Genomic DNA, 23,928 nt, shown 5'->3' on the forward strand with positions numbered 1-23,928 from the left:
GTTCTAAGGCTAGTCAATATACCGACCGCTATGGTCCAAATATGGAACGGAAAGTAGCCTAGGCCGCGTGAGCACAGCCGAAATCCCCGGTCGCGCGTCGCCGCCCACCGAGCGCGTGGTGCGCGTCCTCGACTTCATGGCCGGTCATCCCGACCAGCGGTTCGGCGTCTCAGAGTTGGCTCGGCGCACCGGCTTGAGCAAGCCGACCTGCCTCGGGCTGGTCAGTACGCTCGCCGACGCCGGATATCTGGTGCGCGACCCGAGGGACAAGACCTACAGGTTGGGCCCGTCCCTGATCACGCTCGGGCATCGGGCCCAAGAGGCGTTGCGCGTCAGCCCCGCCGCTCGCGAGGAACTGCGTCGGCTGTCGTCGCGCTTCGGCGTCACGGCAGCCCTGTCGGCGGTGGTCGACGACCGCATCACGGTGCTCGACCTCGTATCCCCGTCGGGCGTCAGTGCCGGCGTCGAGGTCGGCCAGAGCTATCCGTTCGCACCCCCTGTCGGCTTGATGTTCGTGCTCTGGGACGAGGAGGCGCAGCGCGACTGGTTGGCGAAAGAGCCCACAGTGTCGTTGCGAACCGACACCGAACGGTTGAACCGGGTGATCGCCGAATGCCGCACGGACGGTTACCTGGTCGAACGGCTGACGCCCGGCGGACGCCGACTGTATTCGTTGATGGCGGGGATGTCGGCACAGTTGCCTGACGAGTTGCGCGCGCTGCTCGGTGAACTGGTCTCCGATATCGGCGAACGGGTTTACCTGCGCAACGAGAACGACACTGGCCGCAAACGCCATGACATCAGCGTGATCTCGGCACCGGTGTACGACCACTACCAGCGACAGATCATGGTGGTCTCGGTCCACATCGGAAAGGCATTGACCGACAACGAGATCACCGAACGAGCGCGAGCATCGGTGGCTACGGCCGACGCGGTGACCGGCCAGCTGGGCGGGGTCAAGCGTCGCGACATCACTTAGCTCAGCAAACTTAAAATCTTTTGCGATGCGTTTTTCCCGAGCGGTTCAGGGGTAGTCCGAATCGCGTCAGGGGGTCTTCGAGCCGCACCGCCGACGATCGGACGGGGCGGCGTGAACAACAAGTCGATGTGACGCCGCACCGACGGCGCCACCACGAACAAGGAGTTCAACGTGGAGATCAAGAAGTTTGCCGCCACCACCGCAATGGCGGGTGCGCTGGGCTTATCGGCATTCGCACTGGGTAGCGGGCTCGCGCAGGCAGACCCGGGGCCGAAAATCCCCGGTCCGCCGAATCCGCCCGGGCCGGTCATCTCGAATTGGGCGCCGGGCGACCCGCCCGGGCACAACCCGTTCGGCCCGCCCGGACAGGTGAAGAAGGACCCGACGATAGGCGTGCTTCCGAACCCGTTCTATGGCGTTCCGCCGGGACACTGGGATGACCCGGCACGCCTCAACATCCCCGACGTCTGGCTGCCGCCGGTCGAACTGAGGCCGGACTTTCCGGATCTTGAGCCGCTGAAGGTCGAGTGGAACGCCGAGGCGAACGCATTCGGCGTCTTCCTCGAGAACGGCGTTTTCATCGCTTACCGGTAACGCCACAGGCTCCACACAGCAGCCGCCCTGTCCTACGGCAGGGCGGCTGTTCCACCTTCGGAGTCGTTGAGGCACACCGCGTAACTGGGACCCGTGATGCGCCGACCGGCTACGCTGACCTGGTGAAACTCGGTGGAGCTTCGCCGTGACGGCGACGCCGGTGTTCGGGGTTCTAGGCCCGCTCACTGTCAGTCCGGTTGGCGGTCAACCGGTCGATCTGGGCGGCCCCAAGCAGCGGGAACTGCTTGCGATGTTGTTGCTCCATCCCGGCCGCTGCCTGCCTGCGGACCGTATAGCCGACGCCATCTGGTGTGGCGCACCGCCGGCGAGTGCGAACGGCACGCTGCGGGCTCACGTGTCGCGGCTTCGATCGCACCTGGCGGCGGCGGGAGTCCACGATGTGCTGGTCACCCAGAAGACCGGCTATGGACTCTTTGTGAGCCGCGACCAGGTCGACAGCGTCCGGTTCGAAGACATGCTGGCCCGAGGACACGAAGCTTTGCGAGCCGGTGACGCTGAACGCGCCGCAAAAATTCTGCGCGAAGCGCTGAGCCTGTGGCGCGGAGACGTGCTCGAGGACTTGGGACAGCCGGAGTTCGCCGCTGCGGAGACGGCGCGGCTGGCCGAGCTTCGACTTATGGCACTGGGTGACCGGATCGACGCGGATCTCGAGATGGGCCGACACCAGTCACTCATCGCCGAACTCGAGAATCTGGCTGCAAAGCACCCGTTTCGGGAGCAGCTGCACGCTCAGCTCATGTTGGCGTTGTACCGGTCGGGTCGGCAGGCCGATGCGCTCAGCGTCGGCGCAGGATTGCGTCGCCGGCTCCGCGCTGAGCTCGGTGTCGATCCAGGCCCTGACGTGCGCGGCCTGGAAGCAGCTATCCTCCAACAGGATCCATCGCTTCAGCTGGTCGACCGCGACCGGTATCCGGTCACCGTGGCGACCAAGTATCAACCGCCGACGTCATCGCGTCAGCTTGTCTCACGTGCCCGCCTGATCGAGAAGTTGCGCGGTGGTGACGCGCGTCGATTGGTCGTGATCCACGGCCCGGCGGGCTTCGGTAAGACGACGCTGGCCGCGCAGTGGCACGCTGTTCTCGCCGCCGAGGGCACGACCGTCGCATGGCTCACGATCGACGAGGACGACAACAACACCGTCTGGTTCGTCACCGACCTCATCGAGGCGGTGCGCACGGTGCGGCCCACGCTGGCCCGTCAACTGCGGCAGACGTTGGAAGAGCGCGGTCCGGCGGTGGTTCGTTCCGTACTGACCTCCTTGATCAACGAGATCGAGAGCACTTATGCACCCGTCGTCGTGGTGATCGACGACTGGCATCGCATCACCGACGCAGATACTGTCGCAGCACTTGCGTACCTACTCGACTACGGCGGTCGGCACCTGCGACTGATCATCACGAGCCGGGTTCGGTCGCATCTGCCCGTCAGCCGTATGCGAGCGCGCGATGAGCTCACTGAAATAGATTCGCAGGACATGCGATTCGACGTCTCGGAGTCGCGCGCCTTCCTGTTGGAAACGTGCGGCCTGGATTTGGACGACACGCACGTCGCAAGCTTGGAACAAACGACCGACGGTTGGGTCGTCGGCCTGCAACTCGCATCGCTGTCATTGCGAGATTGCGACGACCCCGGCAAGGTGATCAACCGAATGTCTGGGCGTCATCAGGCAATCGGTGAATACCTGACTGAGAACGTGCTCGACGCACTCGAACCCGAACTGCTCGATTTCCTGATGGTCACGTCGGTGACGGAGCGGATCAGTGGCGAGCTGGCCTCGACACTTACCGGCAGAGTGCACGGGCAGGCGCTCCTCGAGGAGGTCGAGAGCCGCGACTTGTTCCTGCGTCGTTTAGACCCCGATGGCGAATGGTTTCGTTACCACCAACTGTTCGCCGAGCATCTGCATCGCCGACTCGAGCGCGATCATCCCGAGCGCGTTGCGCCCCTACACGCCAAGGCGTCTCGCTGGTTTGCAGAGCGCGGACTGCTGAGGGAGGCCGTTGATCACGCGATCGCGGCCGATGAGGCCGAGCGGGCAGTCGAACTGATCGAACTCTTCGGGGTGGACCTGATTCGTCAGGCCAAGGTGTCGACCTTCCGCGGACTGGTGTCCAAGTTGCCGCCGCACGTCGTCGCGCATCGCCCTCGGTTGCATCTTGCGGTCGGCTGGGCCAGCGCGATGCTGCAGCAACCTGTAGCGGCTCGCGCCGCGCTAGATGCCTTTGAGTCCACCGTATTGGGGGACGCTCTGCCGGATACTGATATTCGCGGCTGGCGACTGGAAGCGAACGTGCTGCGCGCGATGCTCGATAGTTGGGCCGATCGCACCGCCGGGGTAGAAGAACTGGTGGCCGAGTGCCTTTCAAGTCCTGAAACGACACCGCCGTTTCTCGTCAGCGTTGCGGCGAACGTCGCCGCGTTCGCCGCGCTCTGGCGGTTCGATTTCGACGCTGCTCGCGGGTGGCAGCAGTGGGCCGCGCCATACCAGGACGACGACAATCCGTTCAGCAGGATCTACGGGCTTTGCCTGGCGGGTATGGCCGCGCGCGAACAGCTCGACGACGCCGCCGCCGAGCGGTGTCTTCGCGAGGCGCTGCAGCTGGCCGAAAGCTACGGGGGGATCAGACATTCGGATGCGGCGCAACTCGCCGGCGCACTTCTCGGCGAATTGTTGTTCGAGCGCGGCGATATCGACGAGGCCGGACGACTGCTGGATGAATGCTACGAGTTCGGGTCATCAGGCGGCACAGTCGAGTTCCTGATCCTGCGGCATGTCGTGAGCGCGCGCGTCAGGGCCGCGCGCGGCGACCTCGACACCGCAGCGGCGCGCTTGAATGAGGGAGTAAGCGTCGCGACGACGCTGAAGCTGCCGCGGTTGCGCGCGCACGCCGAAAACGAAATCACGCGGCTGGGGCTGCCGATCGTCGACCGACCAGGGCGAGACGACCACGGCGACGCTCTGCCCGACGGGGGGCTGGGTGAGGCCACCGCCCAGATTCGCGACGAAACCCTCATCCGCGCGTTGTTCGTCGACCAACCAGACCTCGCCTGTCAACGCGCCCAGCAGTGGGTGGAACGGCTGGCGCCGCAAGGTCGTCCGCGCGCTCTGCGTCAGGCTAGAACCCTATTGGCAGAGGCAATGGCCGCGGCGAACAGAACCGAAGAACCCGGGCAGATTCTCGCAGCTCACGACCCAGCTTGAACCGCCCACAACCGCGCTGCAACGCAACTGCAACACCGGTTCGCGACGGTGGCTCTGTCATCTCATCACTGCATTCGCGGGGGAATCAGCCGATGAGCAAGTGATCGACTGAAGGAGAACCAAGATGAAGAAGTATTCGTTGTGGGTGTTCGGCCCCGCTGTGATCGCCGTGGCGATCGGGGCGCTCGTCCCGCCCGCGGTGTCCCAGGCCAAGGATGAGTGGGACATCGGTGCGTTCGACACGTGCATGGATGCAGCTGCGGACAGGTACATGGCGGACAAGACCACATCCGCGGAACATTTCGAAGAGCAGAGGTTCTGTTGTGAGATGAGCGGCGGAGTATGGAGCGGCGGTCTATGTGGAGCGCCGCCTGCGACCGCACAGAGTGCTCCGCAAGCCCCATGGGAGGCGGGCCGGGCTCCCCGACCGGGAACGGCAGATCCCGGCCAGAACGCCGAACGCACGGGCGACGGCACATACGAGGTGGTGCCGATCGGTCCCGGCGGGCCCGTGCTCTTCAATCCGTAGCGACCCCGAAGACACTTGTGGCGCCGGCGCAGGGCCGGCGCCACAAGGTCGTTACGGTTTACGCATCAGTCAACGCGGCCGAGATCGGCGTCGGTGTCACCTCGACACCACACTGGCTCGAGATCTGGGCGACCGGCTGGTTGATGGCCTTCAGCTCGGACTCGACCTGCGGGTTCTGCGCGAAGTAGGCGCGGAAGTCCTGCGTGGCCTGATCCTGAGGCTTCGTGGCGATCTCCGTCAACGCCTCGTTGGCCTCGGGGTTCGAGGCGAGGTAGGTGCTCGTCGATGCCGACACCGTGCTCGAGGTGTTGGCAATCGCGCTCACGCTGCAGGTGTTGTCCTGCGTCGGCGCCGGAGCCGGCTGCGCATTGGCAACCGGTGCCACGATCGCGGCGGAACCGAAAGCAAGCAGGCCGCCGGCGAACATTCCGTACAGGCCGCGTCGAACGGTCGTTGCGGACAGGTTCATCGAATCACTCCTTTGGTCTGCGACACGGTGGCCGCTTCGTAATGCGTAACCGGCCCGGGGGGCGGACTAAACAGCGCCAGTACAGACGGCGTTTTCGGGTGTCAGGAAGTCCCAGCGCTCTATCGGGTTGATCGCACGCAGCTGGTGCGTGGGATCAACCGGTTAAGCGCTCGTGGTGGCCCTAGCCGATGCTGGCCAGCGCAAACGGCAGGACGGCCGGCGCACCAGCAGCTCGGAGTAGCCGCGAGGCCATAGTGAGCGTCCACCCCGTGTCGGTGATGTCATCAACGAGCAGCACTGGACCGTCGAGCCGAGGCAGCTCCGGTGTTTCCCACGCACCGTTCAGCGCGGCGACCCGATACGCCGAGTTCGCCGCGGTCACCGGTCTGCGCCCGGGCGCGTATCGCATCACACCCAGATCCGTGAGCCGGCCCAGCCGGGACAATTCACAGGCCAGCGAGGTGATCAGTAGCGGATGCGTGTTCGAGTCCAGCGCCATCAGCGCGGCCGGGCGGTTCGCCCAGTCCCATGCGGCCAGCACCTGCACGGCGGCCTGCACCACGTCGTCGGACACCTCCGCATCCGGTTCGTCGAGCAGCCGCCGCAGGCGGGCGCCCCAACCGAGATCGGTCAGCCGTCCGATCGCGCGGCCGGGTTCCGGACCGTCGGTGATCTTGCCCTTGAGGTCCAACCCGAGAACGCCCAGACCCGATGGCCACTGCTTGCGTGGCGTCAGCTCGACCCCGGGCCGCATGAGCCTCGCTCGCGTGTCCTCCACGGTCACGGCGTCGACAGCAGCGTCGTAGCGCGAACCCGCGCAGTTGTCGCAGCGACCGCACCGCTCACCTTCTACGAGTTCGGGGTCGTCGAGCTGAGCGCGCAGAAAGGCCATCCGGCAGCGGTCGGTCGCTTGATAGTCGAGCATCGCCTGCTGCTCGCGTCTGCGCGCCTCGTCGAGCTTGCGGTAACGAGCCTCGTCGTACACCCAATCCTGACCCGTGCCGATCCAGCCGCCCTTCACCCGCCGCACCGCACCGTCGACGTCGAGCACCTTCAGCACCATCTCCAACCGCGTCCGGTTGAGGTCGACCATCGGCTCCAACGCAGCCGTTGACTGCGGACGGTCTGGGTCCAGAACACGAATCACATTGCGCACCATGGCTTCCGACGGAAACGCCACCGACGAGAAATACCGCCAGACGTCCTGGTCCTCCCGGCCCGGCAACAGGATCACCTCGGCACTGGCCGTCGACCGGCCGGCGCGGCCGACCTGCTGGTAGTACGCGATCGGCGAGGACGGTGCACCGAGGTGCACGACGAATCCGAGGTCGGGTTTGTCGAAGCCCATGCCCAGCGCCGACGTCGCGATCAGCGCCTTGACCCGGTTGGCCAGCAGGTCGGCCTCGAGCTGTTCACGTTCGGCGGCTTCGGTCGAACCGGTATACGCCGCCACCGGATGCCCCTGTTCGCGCAGCAGCGTCGCGATGTCGTGCGCCTGGGCGACGGTCAACGTGTACACGATGCCCGACCCGGGCAGCGAATCAATATGTGCGGCAAGCCAAGCCGCGCGTTGTGCGGGATTGCCGGCCCTGACCACTGAAAGCCGCAATGATTCGCGGTCCAGTCCGCCCCTCAACACCAACGTGTCGCCGCCGCCGACACCCAACTGCGCCGCGACATCGTCGACCACCCGGTTATTGGCGGTGGCGGTGGTCGCCAGCACCGGGATATCGGCGCCGAGTTCGGCGATCAGGGTGCGGATCCGGCGGTAGTCGGGCCGGAAGTCGTGGCCCCAATCAGACACACAGTGCGCCTCGTCGACGACCACCAAACCGGCGTCGTGCGCCAGTGCGGGCAGCACGGAGTCGCGAAAGTCCGGATTGTTCAACCGCTCTGGGCTGACGAGCAGCACGTCGAGTTCTCCCGCCCGCACCCGCTCATGGATCTCAGCCCACTCGGCGACATTGCTCGAGTTGATGGTGGCCGCATGGACGCCAGCCCGCTCGGCGGCGGCGACCTGGTTGCGCATCAGCGCCAGCAGCGGCGACACGATCACCGTCGGCCCGTGTCCTTCGGCGCGCAGCAGCTTGGCCGCGATGAAGTAGACCGCCGACTTTCCCCACCCCGTGCGCTGCACGACCAACGCACGGCGGCGGTGTACGACCAGCGCCTCGATGGCGGACCACTGGTCGTCGCGCAATCTCGCTGTCGGCCCGGCCAGCTGTTCGAGAATCTCCTGAGCCTGTTCGCGGGTCGCCATGGCCCCATCGTGCCGGTCGACTCCGACGGCCGAGCAGGGTTACCTCGGAAGCGGCGGGGTATGCGGCTGACGTACCCCCGCAATCTCGAGCTGTACGGAGCTGATCATGGTGCTCTACCGGTTTCGATGCGAATCCGGCTGCGGAATAGCCGAGCAGGCGTTCTCCATGCACGGCTGCCCGGACGTCGTCGACTGCCTGCGGTGCGCGGGGCGCGCGCTGAAGATGATGTCGATGCCACACGTGGGCCGCTCCGACATCGCGATGAAACTCCAGGATGCGACCCGCGCCAGCGCTGATCGTCCCGGGGTCGTCACCGCACCACCGCCCACGGCTCGTCGCCGACCAACGACCACCAACCCGCTGCACCGCAAACTCCCAAGACCGTGAAGGAATCCCATGCCCGAACTCATCTTTCCGCTCGACTCCACAAAGGCGTTCCCCGACCAGCAGATAGTCGGACACAACCGCTGGCATCCCGACATCCCCGCGGCGGTCACGGTCAAGCCGGGCGACTCGTTCCGGGTGCACTGCCGGGAGTGGTTCGACGGCGACATCCACAACGACGACTCCGCCGACGACATCCTCAACGCTCCGATGTCCAAGGTGCACGCGCTGTCGGGACCGATCGCCGTCGAAGGCGTCCGCCCCGGCGATCTGCTCATCGTGGACATCCTCGACGTCGGCCCCCTGCCCCAGGAGGATTCCGGTCCGCTGGCCGGCCAGGGCTGGGGGTACACCGGAATCTTCGCCAAGAGCAACGGCGGTAGCTTCCTGGTCGACCAGTTCCCGGACGCCTACAAGGCGGTCTGGGACTTCTCCGGAGAAAAGGCGACCTCGCGGCATGTGCCCGGGGTCGAGTTCACCGGTATCACCCACCCCGGCCTGATGGGTACCGCGCCGTCGACCGAGCTGCTCAACAATTGGAATTCTCGTGAGGCCGCGCTGATCGCGACCGACCCGGATCGCGAACCGCCGTTGGCGCTGCCGCCCGAGCCCGCCGACGCCATCCTCGGCACTCTCACCGGCGATGCGTTCGACAAGGTCGCGTCCGAGGGGGCTCGCACCGCGCCGCCCCGCGAGAACGGCGGCAACATGGACATCAAGAATCTGACCAGGGGCAGCCGGGTCTTCTATCCGGTGTTCGTCGACGGGGCCAACCTGTCGGTCGGTGATCTGCACTTCTCCCAAGGCGACGGCGAGATCACCTTCTGCGGTGGCATCGAGATGGGCGGTTTCATCGACCTGCACGTCGACGTGATCTCCGGCGGGATGGAGACCTACGGAGTCAGCGAGCATCCGATCTTCATCCCGGGCAACACCCAACCGCAGTATTCGGAATGGCTGACGTTCTCGGGCACCTCGGTCACCCTCGACGGCGAGCAGCGGTATCTGGATTCGCAGCTCGCCTACCAACGGGCCTGCCTGCACGCGATCAACTACCTGACGAAGTTCGGCTACAGCCCCGAGCAGGCGTACCTGTTGCTCGGTGCAGCTCCCATCGAAGGCCGGTTCTCGGGCGTCGTGGATATCCCGAATTCCTGTGCGACGGTGTATCTCCCGACGGCGATCTTCGACATTCCGATCGCCCCGACCGCGGGCAAGCCGGCGAAGATCGATCCCGGAATCGGCGCCCCGCGCGCTGCGGCGTAGGAGTCGCCGAACGTGGGTTACCCGCACGCCAAATCGCGGTCAGACGTGCGGGTAACCCACGTTCGCGCCAATGGAGACGGCTCCGTGACCGTCGATGCCACCGTGGTCGCGAGCACATCGCCAGACATCGGAGGTGTGGCGGGATGGGCGGTCTCGTTGATGGACCGGCTCGGCGGCGTGGGTGCAGGCGCGGCGATCGCCGCGGAGAACATCTTCCCTCCCCTGCCGAGCGAGATCATCTTGCCGCTCGCGGGCTTAACGGCCGCCCGCGGCGAGATGTCGCTGTGGGAAGCCATCGTCTGGACGACGGTGGGCTCCGTGGTGGGTGCGATGGTGCTGTATGTGGTGGGCGCCCGCCTCGGACGTGACCGGGTGCACCGATTGGTCGAGCGGCTTCCGTTCTTCTCCGCCGACGATCTCGCGAAAAGCGAGGCATGGTTTCGTCGCTACGGATCCGTGGCGGTGTTGGTCGGACGGATGATCCCCGTCGTCCGCAGCCTCGTCTCGGTACCCGCCGGGATGTACTGCATGCCCTTCGTCCGATTCGTCGCGCTGACGGCCGCGGGCAGCGCCGTATGGAACAGCCTGCTGGTGGTGGCCGGCTTCAAGTTGGGTGACAACTGGGAAACCGTGTCCACCTGGACATCGCGTTACCAGTACGGGGTCCTGGCCGTAGCCGCCGTCCTGATCGCGGCGTGGCTGGTAAGAAAGCGGCGTAGCCGAGCCGGTTAAGTCAAGCCGTCGCTAACCGGTCTTGGCGCTGTCCTGTTCGCGTTTGATCTCCAGCGCGATGTCGATCAGCTGGTCCTCCTGGCCGCCGATCAGCTTGCGCTGGCCCGCACGGTGCAGCAGCTGGTGGGCGGGAACCCCGTAGCGCTCGGACTGGCGGATCGCGTGCTTGAGGAAGCTCGAGTACACACCGGAATAGCCCATGATCAGCGCGTTGCGGTCCAACAGGCACTCGGCTGGCATCGCGGGTGCGACGACCTCCTCGGCCGCGTCGGCGATGTCGAAGAAATCGATGCCGGTCTTGACGCCGATCTTGTCGAACACCCCGATCAACGCCTCGACCGGAGCGTTGCCCGCACCCGCGCCGAACCGGCGGCACGAACCGTCGATCTGCTTGGCGCCCGCACGCACGGCCTCGATCGAGTTCGCGACACCGAGGCCTAAGTTCTCGTGGCCATGAAAACCGACTTGCGCATCGTCGCCCAACTCCGCCACGAGCGCCGCGACCCGGTCCCGGACGCCTTCGAGCACCAACGCGCCCGCCGAGTCGACGACGTACACGCACTGACAGCCGGCGTCGGCCATGATGCGCGCTTGTTTGGCGAGCTTCTCCGGCGGAATCGTGTGGCTCATCATTAGGAAGCCCACGGTCTCCAGGCCGAGTTCACGGGCCAGCCCGAAGTGCTGGATCGACACGTCGGCCTCGGTGCAGTGGGTGGCGATCCGACAGATCGAGCCGCCGTTGTCCTGCGCCTCCCTGATGTCCTCCTTGGTGCCGACACCCGGCAGCATCAGGAACGCGATCTTCGACTCTTTGGCCGTTTCGGCGGCCAGCTTGATCAGTTCCTGCTCAGGCGTCTTGGAGAAGCCGTAGTTGAAGCTCGACCCGCCGAGACCGTCGCCGTGGGTGACCTCGATGACCGGCACGCCGGCGGCATCCAGGGCGGCGACGATCGCACCCACCTCGTCTTTGGTGAACTGATGCCGTTTGTGGTGGCTGCCGTCGCGCAGCGACGTGTCCGTCATCCGGACGTCCCAGATGGGATTGAAGTAGATGCTGTCGGTGCCGCTCATGCTTGGCCTCCTGCACTGCTCGTGGCCATGGACTCCTTGGCGATCTCCTCGCCCACCTTCGTGGCCGCGGCGGTCATGATGTCCAGGTTTCCAGCGTAAGGCGGTAGGTAGTCTCCCGCACCCTCCACTTCGATGAACGTGGTGACGACGTGGTTACCACCGTTGACCACCGACGGTTCGTCGTACTGCGGGTCGTTGAGCAACCGGTATCCCGGTACGTAAGTCTGTACCTCGGCGACGACATCGCGGATCGACTGGGTGATGGCGTCGTGGTCCGCGTACTCGGGGATCGCACAGAAGATGGTGTCGCGCATGATCATCGGCGGCTCGGCGGGGTTGAGGATGATGATCGCCTTGCCTCGCTTGGCACCACCAATCACCTCGACACCCTTGCTGGTGGTCTTGGTGAACTCGTCGATGTTGGCGCGGGTGCCCGGACCGGCCGATGCCGACGACACCGACGCCACGATCTCGGCGTAGGGCGCACCGCCCTCATCGGCCAGCGCGCGAGAAACCGCGTACACGATCGGGATGGTGGCCTGCCCGCCGCAGGTGACCATGTTGACGTTGGGCGCATCGAGGTGCTCGTGAAGGTTGGCCGGCGGAATCACGCCCGGTCCGATCGCCGCGGGTGTCAGGTCGATCGCGCGGATCCCCGCTTCGGCGTACTTCGGGGCGGCGTCGCGGTGCACGTAGGCGCTGGTGGCCTCGAAGACCATGTCTGGCTTTTCGCTCTGCGCCAGCAGCCAGTCCACACCCTCGTGCGAGGTCTCCAGCCCGAGTTTGCGGGCGCGTGCCAGGCCCTCGCTCTCCGGGTCGATGCCGATCATCCAGCGCGGTTCCAGCCACTCCGAACGCAGCAGTTTGTACAGCAGATCGGTGCTGATGTTGCCCGACCCGACGATCGCGACGCTTGCTTTAGGCATGACGCTCCTATTCGAAACTCAGATGGACCGAGCCGAGCCCGGCGAAGTCTGCGACGTACTCGGCGCCGGGGGTGGCGTCGAACGCCTTGGTGCACGAGCCGGGTAACACGATGTCACCGGCCTTGAGGCGGACACCGAAGCTGTCGACCTTGCGCGCCAGCCACGCCACCGCGGTCACCGGGTTGCCCAGCACCGCGTCGCTGCGGCCCTTCGCCACCACCTCGCCGTTGCGGGTCAGCACGGCGTCGATCGCGGTGATGTCGATGTCCTTCGGCGAGACCCGGTTCTCTCCGAGCACCCAGCCCGCCGAGGACGCGTTGTCGGCGATGGTGTCGCAGAGTTTGATCTTCCAGTCCGTGATGCGGGTGTCGATCAACTCGATGGCGGGCGCGAACGCGGCCGTCGCCGCCAGGACGTCGTCCTCGGTGCAACCCTCACCGGGCAGATCGTCGGCAAGGATGAATCCAACCTCCACCTCGACGCGGGGATAGAGGTAGTCGGCTGACTTGACGGGGGTGTCCTCATGGACGGCCATGTCGTCGAGCAGATGCCCGTAGTCGGGTTCGTCGACGTTCATCATCTGCTGCATGGCCTTCGACGACAGCCCGACCTTGTGGCCGATGACCTTGGCGCCCTCGGCGACGCGTTGCCGGATGTTGATCAGCTGGATCTCGTAGGCATCAACGACGTCGATGTCCGGATGGGCGTCGGTCAACGGTGAAATGGGAACCTTGCTGCGCTCGGCCTGGGCGAGATCGGCGGCGAGCTTCTGCCGCACCTGATCACTGAGCATCCTTATGAAGTCCCCTTGTTCTGTTGACCGGCGCGGTTGTGGGTCGGCCGCGCAATTCTATAACGTGTTCTACATGACTGGTCAGGAGTACGACGTCGTCGTGGTGGGCAGCGGCGCCGCCGGTATGGTCGCCGCGCTCACCGCAGCCCACCAGGGACTTTCCACAGTAGTCGTCGAGAAGGCTCCGCACTACGGTGGTTCCACTGCGCGGTCAGGTGGTGGCGTCTGGATCCCGAACAACGAGGTGCTCAAGCGCGACGGCGTCAAGGACACCCCGGACGCGGCCCGCACATACCTGCACCACATCATCGGCGACGTCGTGCCCGCCGAGAAGATCGACACCTATCTCGAGCGCGGCCCGGAGATGCTGTCCTTCGTGCTCAAGCACTCACCGCTCAAGCTGTGCTGGGTGCCGGGCTACTCCGACTACTACCCCGAAACCCCGGGCGGCAAGCCAACAGGCCGCTCCGTCGAACCGAAGCCCTTCGATGCCAAGAAGCTGGGCCCGGACCTTGCGGGGCTGGAACCGCCCTACGGCAAGGTCCCGTTGAACGTGGTTGTCATGCAGCAGGATTACGTCCGGCTCAACCAGCTCAAGCGGCACCCGCGCGGTGTCCTGCGCAGTCTCAAGGTCGGCGCGCGCACGATGTGGGCCAAAGCCACCGGCAAGAACCTGGTCGGGATGGGCCGCGCGTTGATCGCGCCACTGCGCATCGGCCTACGCGAAGCCGGTGTGCCGGTTCGGCTGAACACCGCGCTGACCGACCTCTATGTCGAGGACGGTGTCGTGCGCGGCATCTACGTACGCGATGCCAGCGCACCGGAAGCCGCTGAGCCCGAACTGATCCGGGCCCGCCGCGGCGTCATCCTCGGCTCGGGCGGCTTCGAACACAACGAGCAGATGCGGGTCAAGTATCAGCGTGCCCCGATCACCACCGAGTGGACGGTCGGCGCCAAGGCCAACACCGGCGACGGCATCATCGCCGCCGAGAAGTTGGGCGCTGCACTCGATGTCATGGAGGACGCCTGGTGGGGGCCGACGGTGCCGCTGGTCGGGGCCCCGTGGTTCGCGCTGTCGGAACGCAACTCGCCGGGTTCGATCATCGTCAACATGGCGGGCAAACGGTTCATGAACGAGTCGATGCCCTATGTCGAGGCGTGCCACCACATGTACGGCGGACAGTACGGCCAGGGTCCGGGGCCCGGCGAGAACATCCCGGCTTGGCTGGTGTTCGACCAGCAGTACCGCGACCGTTATATCTTCGCCGGTTTGCAACCGGGACAGCGGATTCCGAAGAAGTGGCTGGAGTCGGGCGTGATCGTCACGGCGGACACGCTCGAGGAACTGGCCGAGAAGACCGGCCTGCCGGTGGACGCGTTCAAGGCCACCGTCGAGCGCTTCAACGGCTTCGCGCGCTCGGGCGTTGACGGGGACTTCAGGCGCGGTGAAAGCGCTTACGACCGGTATTACGGCGATCCGACCAACAAGCCCAATCCGAACCTCGGCGAGATCACGCATCCGCCGTACTACGCGGCCAAGATGGTGCCCGGCGACCTTGGTACCAAGGGCGGCGTGGTGACCGACGTGCAGGGCCGTGCTTTGCGCGACGACGGCTCGGTGATCGAGGGGCTCTATGCTGCGGGCAATGTCAGCGCTCCGGTGATGGGCCACACCTACCCGGGCCCGGGTGGGACCATCGGCCCGGCGATGACGTTCGGATACCTTGCAGCACTACATATCGCCGGAAAGGCTTGACGCATGCCCATCAATCTCGACGAGGCGCTCGGCGCCGAGCTTCCCGCCGCCGAGTTTTCCTGGACCAGCAGCGACATTCAGCTCTACCACCTCGGGCTCGGCGCAGGCGCCGATCCGATGGACAAGCGCGAGCTGCGCTACCTGACCGACGAAACGCCGCAGGTGCTACCGACGTTCGGCAATGTGGCGCAGAGCTTCCACATGACCGAGCCGCCGACGGTGCAGTTTCCCGGTATCGACATCGAGCTTTCCAAGGTGCTGCATGCCAGCGAGGCGGTGTCGGTTCCCGGTCCGATTCCGCCGTCCGGCACCGGGATCGCTGTCACGCGCTTCACCGACATCTGGGACAAGGGCAAGGCCGCGGTCATCTGGTCGGAGACCACGGTGACGGCACCCGACGGCACGCTGCTGTGGACCCAGAAGCGCTCGATTTTCGCGCGCGGCGAAGGCGGCTTCGGCGGCGAGCGGGGCCCGTCGGGGTCTTCGGAGCCTCCGCAGCGCGCACCGGACTTCGAGATCGCGATCCCCACCTCGCCCCAGCAGGCGCTGCTGTACCGGATGTGCGGGGATCGCAACCCGTTGCACTCCGACCCCGACTTCGCGGCCGCGGCGGGATTTCCGCGCCCGATCCTGCACGGGTTGTGCACGTACGGCATGACGTGCAAGGCGATGGTCGACACCCTGCTCGACGGCGACACCGGGCGGGTGGGCAGCTATGGTGCGCGGTTCGCCGGTGTGGTGTTCCCCGGCGAGACGCTCAAGGCCAGCGTGTGGAAGGAAGGCGACGGTTTCGTCGCCACGGTGACCGCACCTGAGCGCGACGATGCGGTGGCTCTCGCCGGTGTGGAGCTGACTCCGGCCTAGCGCGACGCTTTCAATCGCCGCGTGGTGCAGTGCACTTTGCACCATGGTGGACTTAATTTCTCACGGTCGAATCCGCCACGCGTCGGCGATGAAATAGCGTGTTTGCCGCTTGGATTGGATGTTGCTCAAACACAACGCCAAACGCCTTACGTACACGAAAGTTCGATTGCTGTCGGCGATTAGTTCGGGTCGTATTACGAACTGCTTCAACCGATCCGGATTACCCAAACAATTCGCGGCCTGATAGTTTTCTGCGTTGACCATCCCAATTGTCGGACGAGTCAGGAGCACATCATGAAGATCAGCAAGATCAGCAGCATGTTGGCAGCAACCGCGACGGCGGGATTCATCGCGGCACCTTTTGCAGCCGCCGAGCCCGAGGCCACGCCGCCGGCCGGGCCGACCGTTCAGACCCAGACACTCGGAACCCAGGGCAAGTTGGTCGACGGGGCCGTCATCCAGGGCTGGACGATCACCAACCTCCAGCCCAGCAGCGACGTCATCCCCTTCCCGGTGACCGGCACGCTGTGGGAGGCAACGGCGACAGACCAGGCGATCCAGGGATCGGTGACGCCGATCGTGGCGAATCTGGTTGCCCGGGCCGCTGACGGCCAGACGTACCGCTCGCTGTTCGAAGTGGCCACACCGCAGGGCGTGAACCCCTCGACGTTGGCTCAGGGACAGGAGACCTCCGGCAAGGTCTACTTCGACGTCACCGGCGCGACGCCCGACAGCGTGGTCTACAACGCCGGCGGACAGGATCTGTTGGTGTGGACCAAGCCGGCCACAAGCTCGAGCACGAGCACGTCCTCGCCGTCGACCTCGTACGGCACCGGTAGCACCGCACCCGCGGAGGCACCGGCGACCGAGGCTCCGGAGGGCACCACCGCCGCACCGGAGGGCACCACCGCCGCACCGGCCGCGACGGGCGCCGAGGCCCCCCAGGGCAGCCAGGGCACCCCGATCGCCGAGGGCAGCCAGGGCACTCCGATCGCGCCGGCTGAGGGCGCTCCCGCACAACCCGCGGAGGGCACCCCGGCACAACCCGCGCAGGGCGTCCCCGCCCAACCCGCGGAGGGCACCCCGGCACAACCCGCGCAGGGCACCCCGGCTCCGGCCGGCACCGAGGGCGTTCCGCAGCCCGCAGGAAGCCAGGGCACCCCGCTGCCCGCGGGTGACCAGGTGCAGACCCCGACCACCTACACCCCGGTCCCGACTCCGTAAGCGGATCGCCTAACCGGTCATACGGTCAGCGTCGTCACGAGTGCGATGACCACCACGCGTACAGCCGTGGAAAGGTCGGGCCATCCGGCCCCGCTCGGACGGCGCTGACCGTCTTTCTCTCCTCGTCGGTCCAGACCACGGTGGGTTCACCGTCCACGAGGCCGCAGTAGAGCTGTCCGCTGACGCTGTCCGGCGTGGCGTTGCGCCGCCACGGTCCCGGCGACTGGATATTGCCCGGGCAATCAACCCTGTTGGCGGCCGAGATCGTCTCGGTGAAGACCCTTTCGAGTGACAGACTGTCGCCGACGAGGCTGAATGTCGCCGACACAGGGCCGTCGGGATCGTCGTTCTGGGCGCATTTCACCTGCGAAAGAACACCTTCGGGCGCCTGCGTCGGTTCACACGCGCCGGCGCGGTAGCCCTTCGGCAGCAGCCGCAGCAGCCGCGCATCGTCCTCGGACGTGGCCGTCGGCTGTGGTCCGCTGGTCGCGGTGGGCTCCTCGGGTCCGGCGGGTTGGGCGTTGTCCTCAGAGGGCCGTGTCAACCAGAAGAGCAGCCCGGCGAGCGCGGCGGCACCCGCCACGGCGGCACCGAGAGCCACGGTCTTTGCGCTGGACCGTCGCTGCACCTGGCGCGGAGACACCGTCAGCGGCTCGTCGAACCGGCGGCCCCAATTGCCCTGACCGGCAGAGAAATCCGGATCAGGGTCGTCCGACTGAGGCGGCCTCGGCGAGTTCACACCTCAGAGGGTAATAGGCGAAGCGACCCCAGCCGCACGCCGATCAGCCCAGGATCAGCCCTGACGTCGGGACACCGGTACCCGCGGTGACGAGGACATGCTCGACATTCGGAACCGGATTGACCGACGTCCCTCGCAGCTGGCGAACGCCCTCGGCGATCCCGTTCATACCGTGGATGTACGCCTCGCCCAGCTGACCGCCGTGGGTGTTGATCGGAAGCCGCCCGCCGACCTCGATCGCCCCGTCCTTGATGAAGTCTTTGGCGTCGCCCTTGTCGCAGAATCCGAGCTCTTCCAACTGAATCAGGGTGAACGGGGTGAAGTGGTCGTAGAGGATCGCGGTCTGGATGTCCTGCGGTTTGAGCCCCGACTGCGACCACAACTGCCTGCCGACGAGACCCATTTCGGGCAGTCCCAGCTCCGGTCGGTAGTAGCTCGTCATCGAGTACTGGTCCGGGCTGGAACCCTGCGAGGCCGCCTCGATGAGCGCCGGGCGGTGTTTGAGGTCCTTGGCCCGCTCGGCGGACGTCACGACCAACGCGACGCCGCCGTCGGTTTCCTGGCAGCAGTCGAGAAGCCGCAGGGGTTCGGCGATCCACCGCGAATTCTGGTGATCTTCGATGGTGATCGGCTTCTCGTAGAAGTACGCCTTGGGGTTCTTTGCGGCGTGTTTGCGGTCCGCGACCGAGATCATGCCGAAGTCTCTGCTGGTCGCACCGGATTGGTGCATATAGCGCCTGGCGATCATCGCGACCTGCGCGGCGGGGGTCGACAAGCCGTGCGGATAGGAAAAGGAGTTGTCGACGCCGGTCGAGTCGGCGTTCTCGACCAAGCGCATCTGCACCTGGCCGAACCGGACGCCGGATCTCTCGTTGAACGCCCGGTATGCCACAACGCAATCCGCGACACCGGTTGCCACCGCGATCGCCGCCTGCTGGATGGTCGCGCACGCAGCGCCACCTCCGTGATGGATCTTGGAGAAGAACTTCAACTCGCCGATGCCCGTCGCCCGCGCGATCGCGACCTCGGTGTTGGAGTCCATCGTGAAGGTGACCATGCCGTCGACGTCGGCAGGTGTCAGGCCCGCATCGTCGAGCGCATCCAGCACCGCTTCGGACGCGAGCCGAAGTTCGCTGCGTCCGGAGTCTTTCGAGAAGTCGGTGGCACCGATGCCGACGATCGCCGCCTTCCCCGACAGTCCACTCGACATCAGGCGTTCCCTCCGATAACGAGTGTGGCGGTCGCGATCACGTGGTCGCCCAGGCTGTTGGCGCCGACAATCTTCAGCGTGATCAGCCCGTCGTCGATCGCGGTCACCTCACCGGAGAACGTCACCGTGTCGTAGGCGTACCACGGCACACCCAACCGCAGCGAGATCGATTTGATGATCGCGGTCGGACCGGCCCAGTCGGTGATGTACCGCTGCACCAGGCCGGTGTCGGTGAGGATGTTGACGAAGATGTCCTTGCTGCCCTTGGCCTGCGCCTTGTCCCTGTCGTGATGGACATCCTGATAATCACGGGTGGCGATGGCCGTCGACACGATGAAGGTCGGGTCGCCGTACAGGGCGAGTTCGGGAAGCTTCGTCCCTACTTCGACTGCGGGTGCGCTCACGCTGTCGCCTCCTTGTCGAGCTCCCACGCGTACAGCGTCCACGCCGGACCGGAGTCTCCTTCGGGGAAGTCGATATACGTTGCGCGAACCGGCATTCCGATCTCCACGGTGGCCGGGTCGACGTTTCGGAGCTGCCCGAGCATCCGCACACCTTCCTCGAGCTCGACGAGGGCGATGACGAACGGCAACGTGCGACCGGGCACCTTCGGCGCGTGGTGCACGACGAAACTGAACACCGTGCCCTTACCGCTGGCGACGATGTAGTCGGTCGGCAGGTCTTTGTCCTGCCAGATCGCGGGTATCGGAGGATGCACAAGCGTGCCGTCGTCGCGCTTCTGGATGCGCAACTCGTGGGCATTGACGCCGTCCCAGAAGAACTTGGTGTCGCGGGACGAGGCCGGCCGCATCATCATGTCCGCGTCCAGATCGTCGGGCACCGGCGCGCCCGCGTCTTTCTCGGCGGGCTTGAACTTCATGATGCGCCACACCATTTCGGCGACGCCCTCGTCGCCCACCTGCCAGGTGATGAGTTGGTTGATGAAAAATCCCTCGCCCAGCGCTGTCCGCTTCGGACCCACGACGTCTGTGATCTCAGCGTGGATGCTGACCTCTTCGCCCGGGCGCAGATACCGGTGGTATGTCTGTTCGCAATTGGTGGCGACCACGCCAACGTAGCCGGCATCGTCGAAGAGTTGCATCATCTTGGTCAGCGGATCATCGTCCGAGCGGCCCTGACCGAGCCCGCCCATCGTCCACACCTGGATCATCGCCGGCGGCGCCACGATGCCGGGGTGGCCCGCGGCCTTGGCCGCTGCCTCGTCGGTGTAGATGGGGTTCCGGTCACCGATGGCGTCGACCCAATGGTGGATCATTGGCTGATTGACCGGATCTCGGCCGGTGCGCGGCTCGCTCTTGCCGTCCGCCTTGATCTTCTCGATGTCCGCCCTCAGGTCGACGCTCACCGCGGAACCCTCGGCACCTTCAAGCCTGCGGCCGCGATCATCTCCCGCATCACCTCGTTGACACCTCCACCGAACGTGATCACCAGGTTCCGTTTTGTCTGCGAGTCAAGCCATTCCAGCAGTTCGGCGGTCTCCGGCTCGGCGGGGTTACCGTACTTGCCGACGATCTCCTCGGCCAGGCGCCCGGCGTACTGGATCCGCTCGGTGCCGAACACCTTGGTGGCTGCGGCGTCGGCGACATCGATGGTCTCCCCCGCCGCGGCGACCTGCCAGTTGAGCAGTTCGTTGATACGCCACATCGCCTTGAGCTCGCCGAGTGAGCGCTTGACATCGTCGTGATTGATCGGAATGTCGCCGTTGCCACCGGGTTTCGACGCCCACGCGTGCACATGGTCATACAGGCTGGCGAATCGGCCGGCGGGTCCCAGCATCACGCGCTCGTTGTTCAGCTGGGTGGTGATCAGCTTCCACCCGGCGTTCTCCTCCCCGACGAGCATGTCGGCCGGCACCCGAACGTCGTTGTAGTACGTCGCGTTGGTGTGGTGGGCGCCGTCGGACAGGATCATCGGCGTCCACGAGTATCCGGGGTCCTTGGTGTCGACGATGAGGATCGATATCCCCTTGTGCTTCACCGCTTCCGGGTCGGTGCGACACGCCAGCCAGATGTAGTCGGCGTCGTGCCCGCCGGTGGTGAACACCTTCTGCCCGTTGACGATGTACTCGTCGTCCTGGCGCACGGCCGTGGTGCGCAGCGAGGCCAGGTCGGTGCCCGCTTCGGGCTCGGTGTAGCCGATCGCGAAGTGAACCTCGCCCGCGAGGATCGCTGGCAGGAACTTCTTCTTCTGCTCTTCGGTGCCGTACTGCTGCAGCGTGGGCCCGACGGTCTGCAGGGTGACGGCCGGCAGCGGTACGTCGGCCCGCTGCGCCTCGTTGACGAAGATCGACTGTTCGATGGGCCCAAAACCCAAGCCGCCGAATTCCTTCGGCCAGCCGACGCCGAGCTTGCCGTCTGAGCCCATCCGTTTGATGACCGTGCGGTACGCCTTGCCGTGGCGATCTTTCTCCATCTCCTTGGCCTCTTCCGGAGAGATGAGACTGGAGAAGTACTCGCGTAGTTCGGCCTGCAGCTGCTTCTGTTCGGGCGTCAGTTCGATGAACATTCCTATTTCCCGTCCCCTCGCTCGCCCAGTGCGGCTCCCACCAAGTCGAGCCGGTGTGACGGACCACCCACGAGGCGGGCGAGGTCCTTGATCGAGGAGTAGTAGCGGTCCATCGGGTAGGCGATGTCCATACCCATGCCGCCGTGCAGGTGATGGCAGAGCTGCATCACCGGAGGCGCCTGCGAGGCCAGCCAATATCCGAGGATGTCGATATCGTCGTCAGCGTCGCGGCCCTCGGACAGTCGCCAGGTCACCGAGTTGGACGCCAATGTCAGAGTGCGCGAGGCGATGTAGACCTCGGCGAGCTGCGCAGCGACGGTCTGGAAGGTCGACAGCGGCTTGCCGAACTGCTCGCGGTTGGCCACGTAGTCGGCGGTGAGCCGCAGCGCTCCGGCGACCAGCCCCGAAGCCAACGCGCCGATCGCGGCGAGGGCCAGCTGATTGATCCGTCGCGGCTGCGCGCCCTCGAGCGTGCCGTCGACGGCGGCGTCGGTGAACGTCACCGAATACTCGTCACCGTGGTTGGAGGTCGGCGTCTTGGTCACCACCACGCCGTCGGCCTTCGGCGACACCACCACCACGGCGGTGTCGGCGGTGACGACGAGCCAATCCGCCTGTTCCGCATAGGGAACGGCGACCTTCGTACCGTTGAGCCGGCCATCGGCGAACGTGACTGCGGGCCGATCCGGCAGCGGCGCCCCCGGCTCGTTGAGCGCGGCCGTGAGGACTGCGCCTTTGGCGACACCGGACAGATAGCGGTCCTGCTGCTCGTCGGTCGCCGACTCGAGAAGTGGCAACAACCCCAGACCCAGCGTGGCCAACGCGGGGCTGATCGTGGCGTGCCTGCCGATCTCGGTGAGTGCGGTGGCCACCTCGGGCAGGCCGACGCCGTCGCCGCCGAGACGCTCGGGAACCGCCAGGGCTGTCACGCCGCCGGACACCAGTGCGTCCCAGCTGTTGTCCCGGGTCAGCACCGAGGTCACCACGTCGGCGACAGCCTGCTGCCCTTCGTCTGGACTGAAGTCCACCCGAATCCTCCTTGATACCGGGAAATTTCGCGGTCGCTACAACTTACGTCGTCAGCTGTTGGTGACCGGGCACTTTCCGGTGTAATCCACCTGCCAGTGCTTGATACCGTTGAGCCAGCCCGATTTGAGCCGCTCGGGCTCGCCGATCGGCTTGAGATCGGGCATGTGGTCGGCGACCGCGTTGAAGATCAGGTTGATGGTCATCTTCGCCAGGTTCGCGCCGATGCAGTAGTGCGCGCCGGTGCCACCGAAGCCGACGTGCGGATTGGGATCGCGCAGGATGTCGAACTTGTGCGGGTTCTCGAAGACCTCTTCGTCGAAGTTGGCCGAGCGGTAGGACATCACGACCCGCTGCCCCTTCTTGATCTGCACGCCACCCAGCTCGACATCCTCCAACGCGGTGCGCTGGAAGGCCGAAACCGGGGTGGCCCAACGGACGATCTCGTCGGCGGCGGTCTCGGGGCGTTCGCGCTTGTAGAGCTCCCACTGGTCGGGATTCTGCGAGAACGCGATCATCCCGTGGGTGATGGAGTTGCGGGTGGTCTCGTTACCGGCGACCGCGAGCATCACGACGAAGAAGCCGAACTCGTCATCGGAGAGCTTCTCGCCTTCGATGTCGGCCTCGATCAGCTTGGTGACGATGTCTTCGGTCGGGTTCTTGGCCCGCTCCTCGGCCATCTTCATCGCGTACTGGATCAACTCGAACGACGACACCGCAGGATCGACGTCGGCGTACTCGGGGTCTTCGCCGGCGGTCATCTCGTTGGACCAACGGAAGATCTTGTCGCGGTCGTCCTGCGGGACGCCGAGCAGTTCGGCGATGGCCTGCAGCGGAAGTTCGCACGAGACCTGTTCGACGAAGTCGCCGGAGCCCTCGGCCGCGGCGGTCTCGGCGATCTTCTGCGCCCGAGAACGCAGTTCGTCTTCGAGCCGTCCCACGGCGCGGGGCGTGAAGCCGCGCGAGATGATCTTGCGAAGACGGGTGTGCTGCGGCGCGTCCATGTTCAGCAGGACGGCCTTCTGCAGGTCGATGGCATCGCGCGTCATGTCCTGCGGCCAGACCGGGATGGCGCCGTCCGGTGAGCTGCCGAAGACGTCGTTGCGCTTGGAGACCTCTTTGACGTCGGCGTGCTTGGTCACCAGCCAGTAACCCTTGTCGCCGAAGCCGCCGGTGCCACCCGGCACGTCGACCCAGTGGATCGGCTCGGACTTGCGCAACTCGGCCAGCTCTTCGACGGGCAGGCGCTCCAGGTTCAGGCTCGCGTCGAGGAAGTCGAAGTCGGCTGGGATATTCGGGCAAGGCATGGGGGAAGCTCCTCCGCAACAGTTATTGCAACATGTTCTAGTGCCAGTA

Annotated in this window: 22 protein-coding genes; 10 read left to right on the plus strand and 12 right to left on the minus strand. The window is 65.7% G+C overall.

The window, feature by feature from the left end:
* The first annotated feature begins 67 nt into the window (after positions 1–67).
* The 4 genes from CEX87_RS15770 (at position 68) to CEX87_RS15785 (ending at position 5,325) form a co-directional block, all read left to right on the plus strand.
* The gene (locus CEX87_RS15770; RefSeq protein WP_068198980.1) at positions 68–979 is read left to right on the plus strand and encodes an IclR family transcriptional regulator; all 912 of its coding nucleotides are present in this window, start codon (positions 68–70) and stop codon (positions 977–979) included.
* A 171-nt stretch (positions 980–1,150) separates the two neighbouring features.
* Positions 1,151–1,573, plus strand: a complete 423-nt coding sequence (locus CEX87_RS15775) for a hypothetical protein (RefSeq protein ID WP_064399203.1) — start codon at positions 1,151–1,153, stop codon at positions 1,571–1,573.
* A gap of 250 nt (positions 1,574–1,823) precedes the next feature.
* The gene (locus CEX87_RS15780; RefSeq protein WP_416171915.1) at positions 1,824–4,796 is read left to right on the plus strand and encodes a BTAD domain-containing putative transcriptional regulator; all 2,973 of its coding nucleotides are present in this window, start codon (positions 1,824–1,826) and stop codon (positions 4,794–4,796) included.
* Positions 4,797–4,920: 124 nt separating this feature from the next.
* Positions 4,921–5,325 carry a hypothetical protein gene (locus CEX87_RS15785; protein ID WP_064399206.1) on the plus strand — a complete coding sequence of 135 codons (405 nt, stop codon included), beginning with the start codon at positions 4,921–4,923 and terminating at the stop codon, positions 5,323–5,325.
* A gap of 58 nt (positions 5,326–5,383) precedes the next feature.
* On the opposite strand, the gene CEX87_RS15790 is transcribed toward CEX87_RS15785, so the two are convergent.
* Positions 5,384–5,794: a hemophore-related protein gene (locus tag CEX87_RS15790; RefSeq protein ID WP_064399207.1), complete on the minus strand. Its 411-nt coding sequence runs from the start codon at positions 5,792–5,794 to the stop codon at positions 5,384–5,386.
* A 181-nt stretch (positions 5,795–5,975) separates the two neighbouring features.
* Entirely contained in the window at positions 5,976–8,054 is a 2,079-nt protein-coding gene (locus tag CEX87_RS15795; protein ID WP_094288024.1) for a RecQ family ATP-dependent DNA helicase, read from the minus strand.
* A 106-nt stretch (positions 8,055–8,160) separates the two neighbouring features.
* On the opposite strand from CEX87_RS15795, the gene CEX87_RS15800 reads away from it, so the two are divergent.
* The 3 genes from CEX87_RS15800 (at position 8,161) to CEX87_RS15810 (ending at position 10,437) form a co-directional block, all read left to right on the plus strand.
* On the plus strand, positions 8,161–8,442 hold the full coding sequence (locus CEX87_RS15800; RefSeq protein WP_094288026.1) for a hypothetical protein: 282 nt from the start codon (positions 8,161–8,163) through the stop codon (positions 8,440–8,442).
* 9 nt (positions 8,443–8,451) lie between these two features.
* The gene (gene fmdA, locus CEX87_RS15805) at positions 8,452–9,705 is read left to right on the plus strand and encodes a formamidase (RefSeq protein ID WP_064419336.1); all 1,254 of its coding nucleotides are present in this window, start codon (positions 8,452–8,454) and stop codon (positions 9,703–9,705) included.
* An 84-nt stretch (positions 9,706–9,789) separates the two neighbouring features.
* Positions 9,790–10,437 (plus strand): DedA family protein, encoded by a 648-nt coding sequence (locus tag CEX87_RS15810; RefSeq protein ID WP_233151397.1) that lies wholly within the window; start codon positions 9,790–9,792, stop codon positions 10,435–10,437.
* Positions 10,438–10,449: 12 nt separating this feature from the next.
* Here the strand turns inward: CEX87_RS15810 and dmpG are convergent, their stop codons facing one another.
* From dmpG to CEX87_RS15825, 3 genes are read right to left on the minus strand one after another with little or no spacing between them, the layout of a single operon-like run.
* Positions 10,450–11,508 (minus strand): 4-hydroxy-2-oxovalerate aldolase, encoded by a 1,059-nt coding sequence (gene dmpG, locus CEX87_RS15815; protein WP_064399211.1) that lies wholly within the window; start codon positions 11,506–11,508, stop codon positions 10,450–10,452.
* On the minus strand, positions 11,505–12,434 hold the full coding sequence (locus CEX87_RS15820) for an acetaldehyde dehydrogenase (acetylating) (RefSeq protein WP_064399212.1): 930 nt from the start codon (positions 12,432–12,434) through the stop codon (positions 11,505–11,507). The genes dmpG and CEX87_RS15820 overlap by 4 nt, the downstream gene beginning before the upstream one ends.
* Before the next feature lie 7 nt (positions 12,435–12,441).
* The gene (locus CEX87_RS15825) at positions 12,442–13,227 is read right to left on the minus strand and encodes a 2-keto-4-pentenoate hydratase (RefSeq protein WP_094288028.1); all 786 of its coding nucleotides are present in this window, start codon (positions 13,225–13,227) and stop codon (positions 12,442–12,444) included.
* A gap of 73 nt (positions 13,228–13,300) precedes the next feature.
* Here CEX87_RS15825 and kstD point away from each other — a divergent pair, with 73 nt between their 5' ends.
* The 3 genes from kstD to CEX87_RS15840 all read left to right on the plus strand — a co-directional run bounded on the left by kstD (position 13,301) and on the right by CEX87_RS15840 (position 17,071).
* A complete protein-coding gene (gene kstD / locus CEX87_RS15830; protein ID WP_094288086.1) occupies positions 13,301–14,983 on the plus strand; it encodes a 3-oxosteroid 1-dehydrogenase in 1,683 nt (560 codons plus the stop codon).
* 3 nt (positions 14,984–14,986) lie between these two features.
* Positions 14,987–15,847: a MaoC family dehydratase gene (locus CEX87_RS15835; RefSeq protein WP_064419334.1), complete on the plus strand. Its 861-nt coding sequence runs from the start codon at positions 14,987–14,989 to the stop codon at positions 15,845–15,847.
* A 294-nt stretch (positions 15,848–16,141) separates the two neighbouring features.
* Entirely contained in the window at positions 16,142–17,071 is a 930-nt protein-coding gene (locus CEX87_RS15840) for an MPT63 family protein (RefSeq protein ID WP_094288030.1), read from the plus strand.
* Between the two features lie 34 nt (positions 17,072–17,105).
* On the opposite strand, the gene CEX87_RS15845 is transcribed toward CEX87_RS15840, so the two are convergent.
* Genes CEX87_RS15845 through CEX87_RS15875 form a run of 7 tightly spaced genes read right to left on the minus strand, consistent with a single transcriptional unit; the run spans position 17,106 to position 23,879 of the window.
* On the minus strand, positions 17,106–17,810 hold the full coding sequence (locus CEX87_RS15845; protein ID WP_094288032.1) for a hypothetical protein: 705 nt from the start codon (positions 17,808–17,810) through the stop codon (positions 17,106–17,108).
* A gap of 43 nt (positions 17,811–17,853) precedes the next feature.
* Complete coding sequence (locus tag CEX87_RS15850; RefSeq protein ID WP_064419332.1) at positions 17,854–19,020, minus strand: lipid-transfer protein; 1,167 nt, start codon at positions 19,018–19,020, stop codon at positions 17,854–17,856.
* A complete protein-coding gene (locus CEX87_RS15855; RefSeq protein WP_094288034.1) occupies positions 19,020–19,424 on the minus strand; it encodes a MaoC family dehydratase in 405 nt (134 codons plus the stop codon). The genes CEX87_RS15850 and CEX87_RS15855 overlap by 1 nt, the downstream gene beginning before the upstream one ends.
* Entirely contained in the window at positions 19,421–20,386 is a 966-nt protein-coding gene (locus CEX87_RS15860; protein ID WP_094288036.1) for a bifunctional MaoC family dehydratase N-terminal/OB-fold nucleic acid binding domain-containing protein, read from the minus strand. Before CEX87_RS15860 ends, CEX87_RS15855 begins: the two co-directional genes overlap by 4 nt.
* Positions 20,383–21,546 carry an acyl-CoA dehydrogenase FadE29 gene (gene fadE29, locus CEX87_RS15865; protein WP_064399220.1) on the minus strand — a complete coding sequence of 388 codons (1,164 nt, stop codon included), beginning with the start codon at positions 21,544–21,546 and terminating at the stop codon, positions 20,383–20,385. Before fadE29 ends, CEX87_RS15860 begins: the two co-directional genes overlap by 4 nt.
* Before the next feature lie 2 nt (positions 21,547–21,548).
* Positions 21,549–22,574, minus strand: coding sequence for an acyl-CoA dehydrogenase family protein (locus CEX87_RS15870; protein ID WP_064399221.1), 1,026 nt, complete (start codon positions 22,572–22,574; stop codon positions 21,549–21,551).
* A 51-nt stretch (positions 22,575–22,625) separates the two neighbouring features.
* Complete coding sequence (locus tag CEX87_RS15875) at positions 22,626–23,879, minus strand: cytochrome P450 (RefSeq protein ID WP_064399222.1); 1,254 nt, start codon at positions 23,877–23,879, stop codon at positions 22,626–22,628.
* Positions 23,880–23,928 lie beyond the last annotated feature (49 nt).

Source organism: Mycobacterium lehmannii (genome assembly GCF_002245535.1).
In the GTDB taxonomy this organism is placed as follows: Bacteria; Actinomycetota; Actinomycetes; order Mycobacteriales; family Mycobacteriaceae; genus Mycobacterium; species Mycobacterium lehmannii.

What these genes read in the sequence shown, in the direction of transcription:
- CEX87_RS15780 (WP_416171915.1), top strand. Translation starts at nt 1,824, where the DNA reads ATGTTGTTGCTCCATCCCGGCCGCTGCCTGCCTGCGGACCGTATAGCC.
- CEX87_RS15785 (WP_064399206.1), top strand. Translation starts at nt 4,921, where the DNA reads ATGAAGAAGTATTCGTTGTGGGTGTTCGGCCCCGCTGTGATCGCCGTG.
- CEX87_RS15790 (WP_064399207.1), bottom strand. Translation starts at nt 5,794, where the DNA reads ATGAACCTGTCCGCAACGACCGTTCGACGCGGCCTGTACGGAATGTTC.
- CEX87_RS15795 (WP_094288024.1), bottom strand. Translation starts at nt 8,054, where the DNA reads ATGGCGACCCGCGAACAGGCTCAGGAGATTCTCGAACAGCTGGCCGGG.
- CEX87_RS15800 (WP_094288026.1), top strand. Translation starts at nt 8,161, where the DNA reads ATGGTGCTCTACCGGTTTCGATGCGAATCCGGCTGCGGAATAGCCGAG.
- fmdA (WP_064419336.1), top strand. Translation starts at nt 8,452, where the DNA reads ATGCCCGAACTCATCTTTCCGCTCGACTCCACAAAGGCGTTCCCCGAC.
- dmpG (WP_064399211.1), bottom strand. Translation starts at nt 11,508, where the DNA reads ATGAGCGGCACCGACAGCATCTACTTCAATCCCATCTGGGACGTCCGG.
- CEX87_RS15820 (WP_064399212.1), bottom strand. Translation starts at nt 12,434, where the DNA reads ATGCCTAAAGCAAGCGTCGCGATCGTCGGGTCGGGCAACATCAGCACC.
- CEX87_RS15825 (WP_094288028.1), bottom strand. Translation starts at nt 13,227, where the DNA reads ATGCTCAGTGATCAGGTGCGGCAGAAGCTCGCCGCCGATCTCGCCCAG.
- kstD (WP_094288086.1), top strand. Translation starts at nt 13,301, where the DNA reads ATGACTGGTCAGGAGTACGACGTCGTCGTGGTGGGCAGCGGCGCCGCC.
- CEX87_RS15835 (WP_064419334.1), top strand. Translation starts at nt 14,987, where the DNA reads ATGCCCATCAATCTCGACGAGGCGCTCGGCGCCGAGCTTCCCGCCGCC.
- CEX87_RS15840 (WP_094288030.1), top strand. Translation starts at nt 16,142, where the DNA reads ATGAAGATCAGCAAGATCAGCAGCATGTTGGCAGCAACCGCGACGGCG.
- CEX87_RS15850 (WP_064419332.1), bottom strand. Translation starts at nt 19,020, where the DNA reads ATGTCGAGTGGACTGTCGGGGAAGGCGGCGATCGTCGGCATCGGTGCC.
- fadE29 (WP_064399220.1), bottom strand. Translation starts at nt 21,546, where the DNA reads ATGTTCATCGAACTGACGCCCGAACAGAAGCAGCTGCAGGCCGAACTA.
- CEX87_RS15875 (WP_064399222.1), bottom strand. Translation starts at nt 23,879, where the DNA reads ATGCCTTGCCCGAATATCCCAGCCGACTTCGACTTCCTCGACGCGAGC.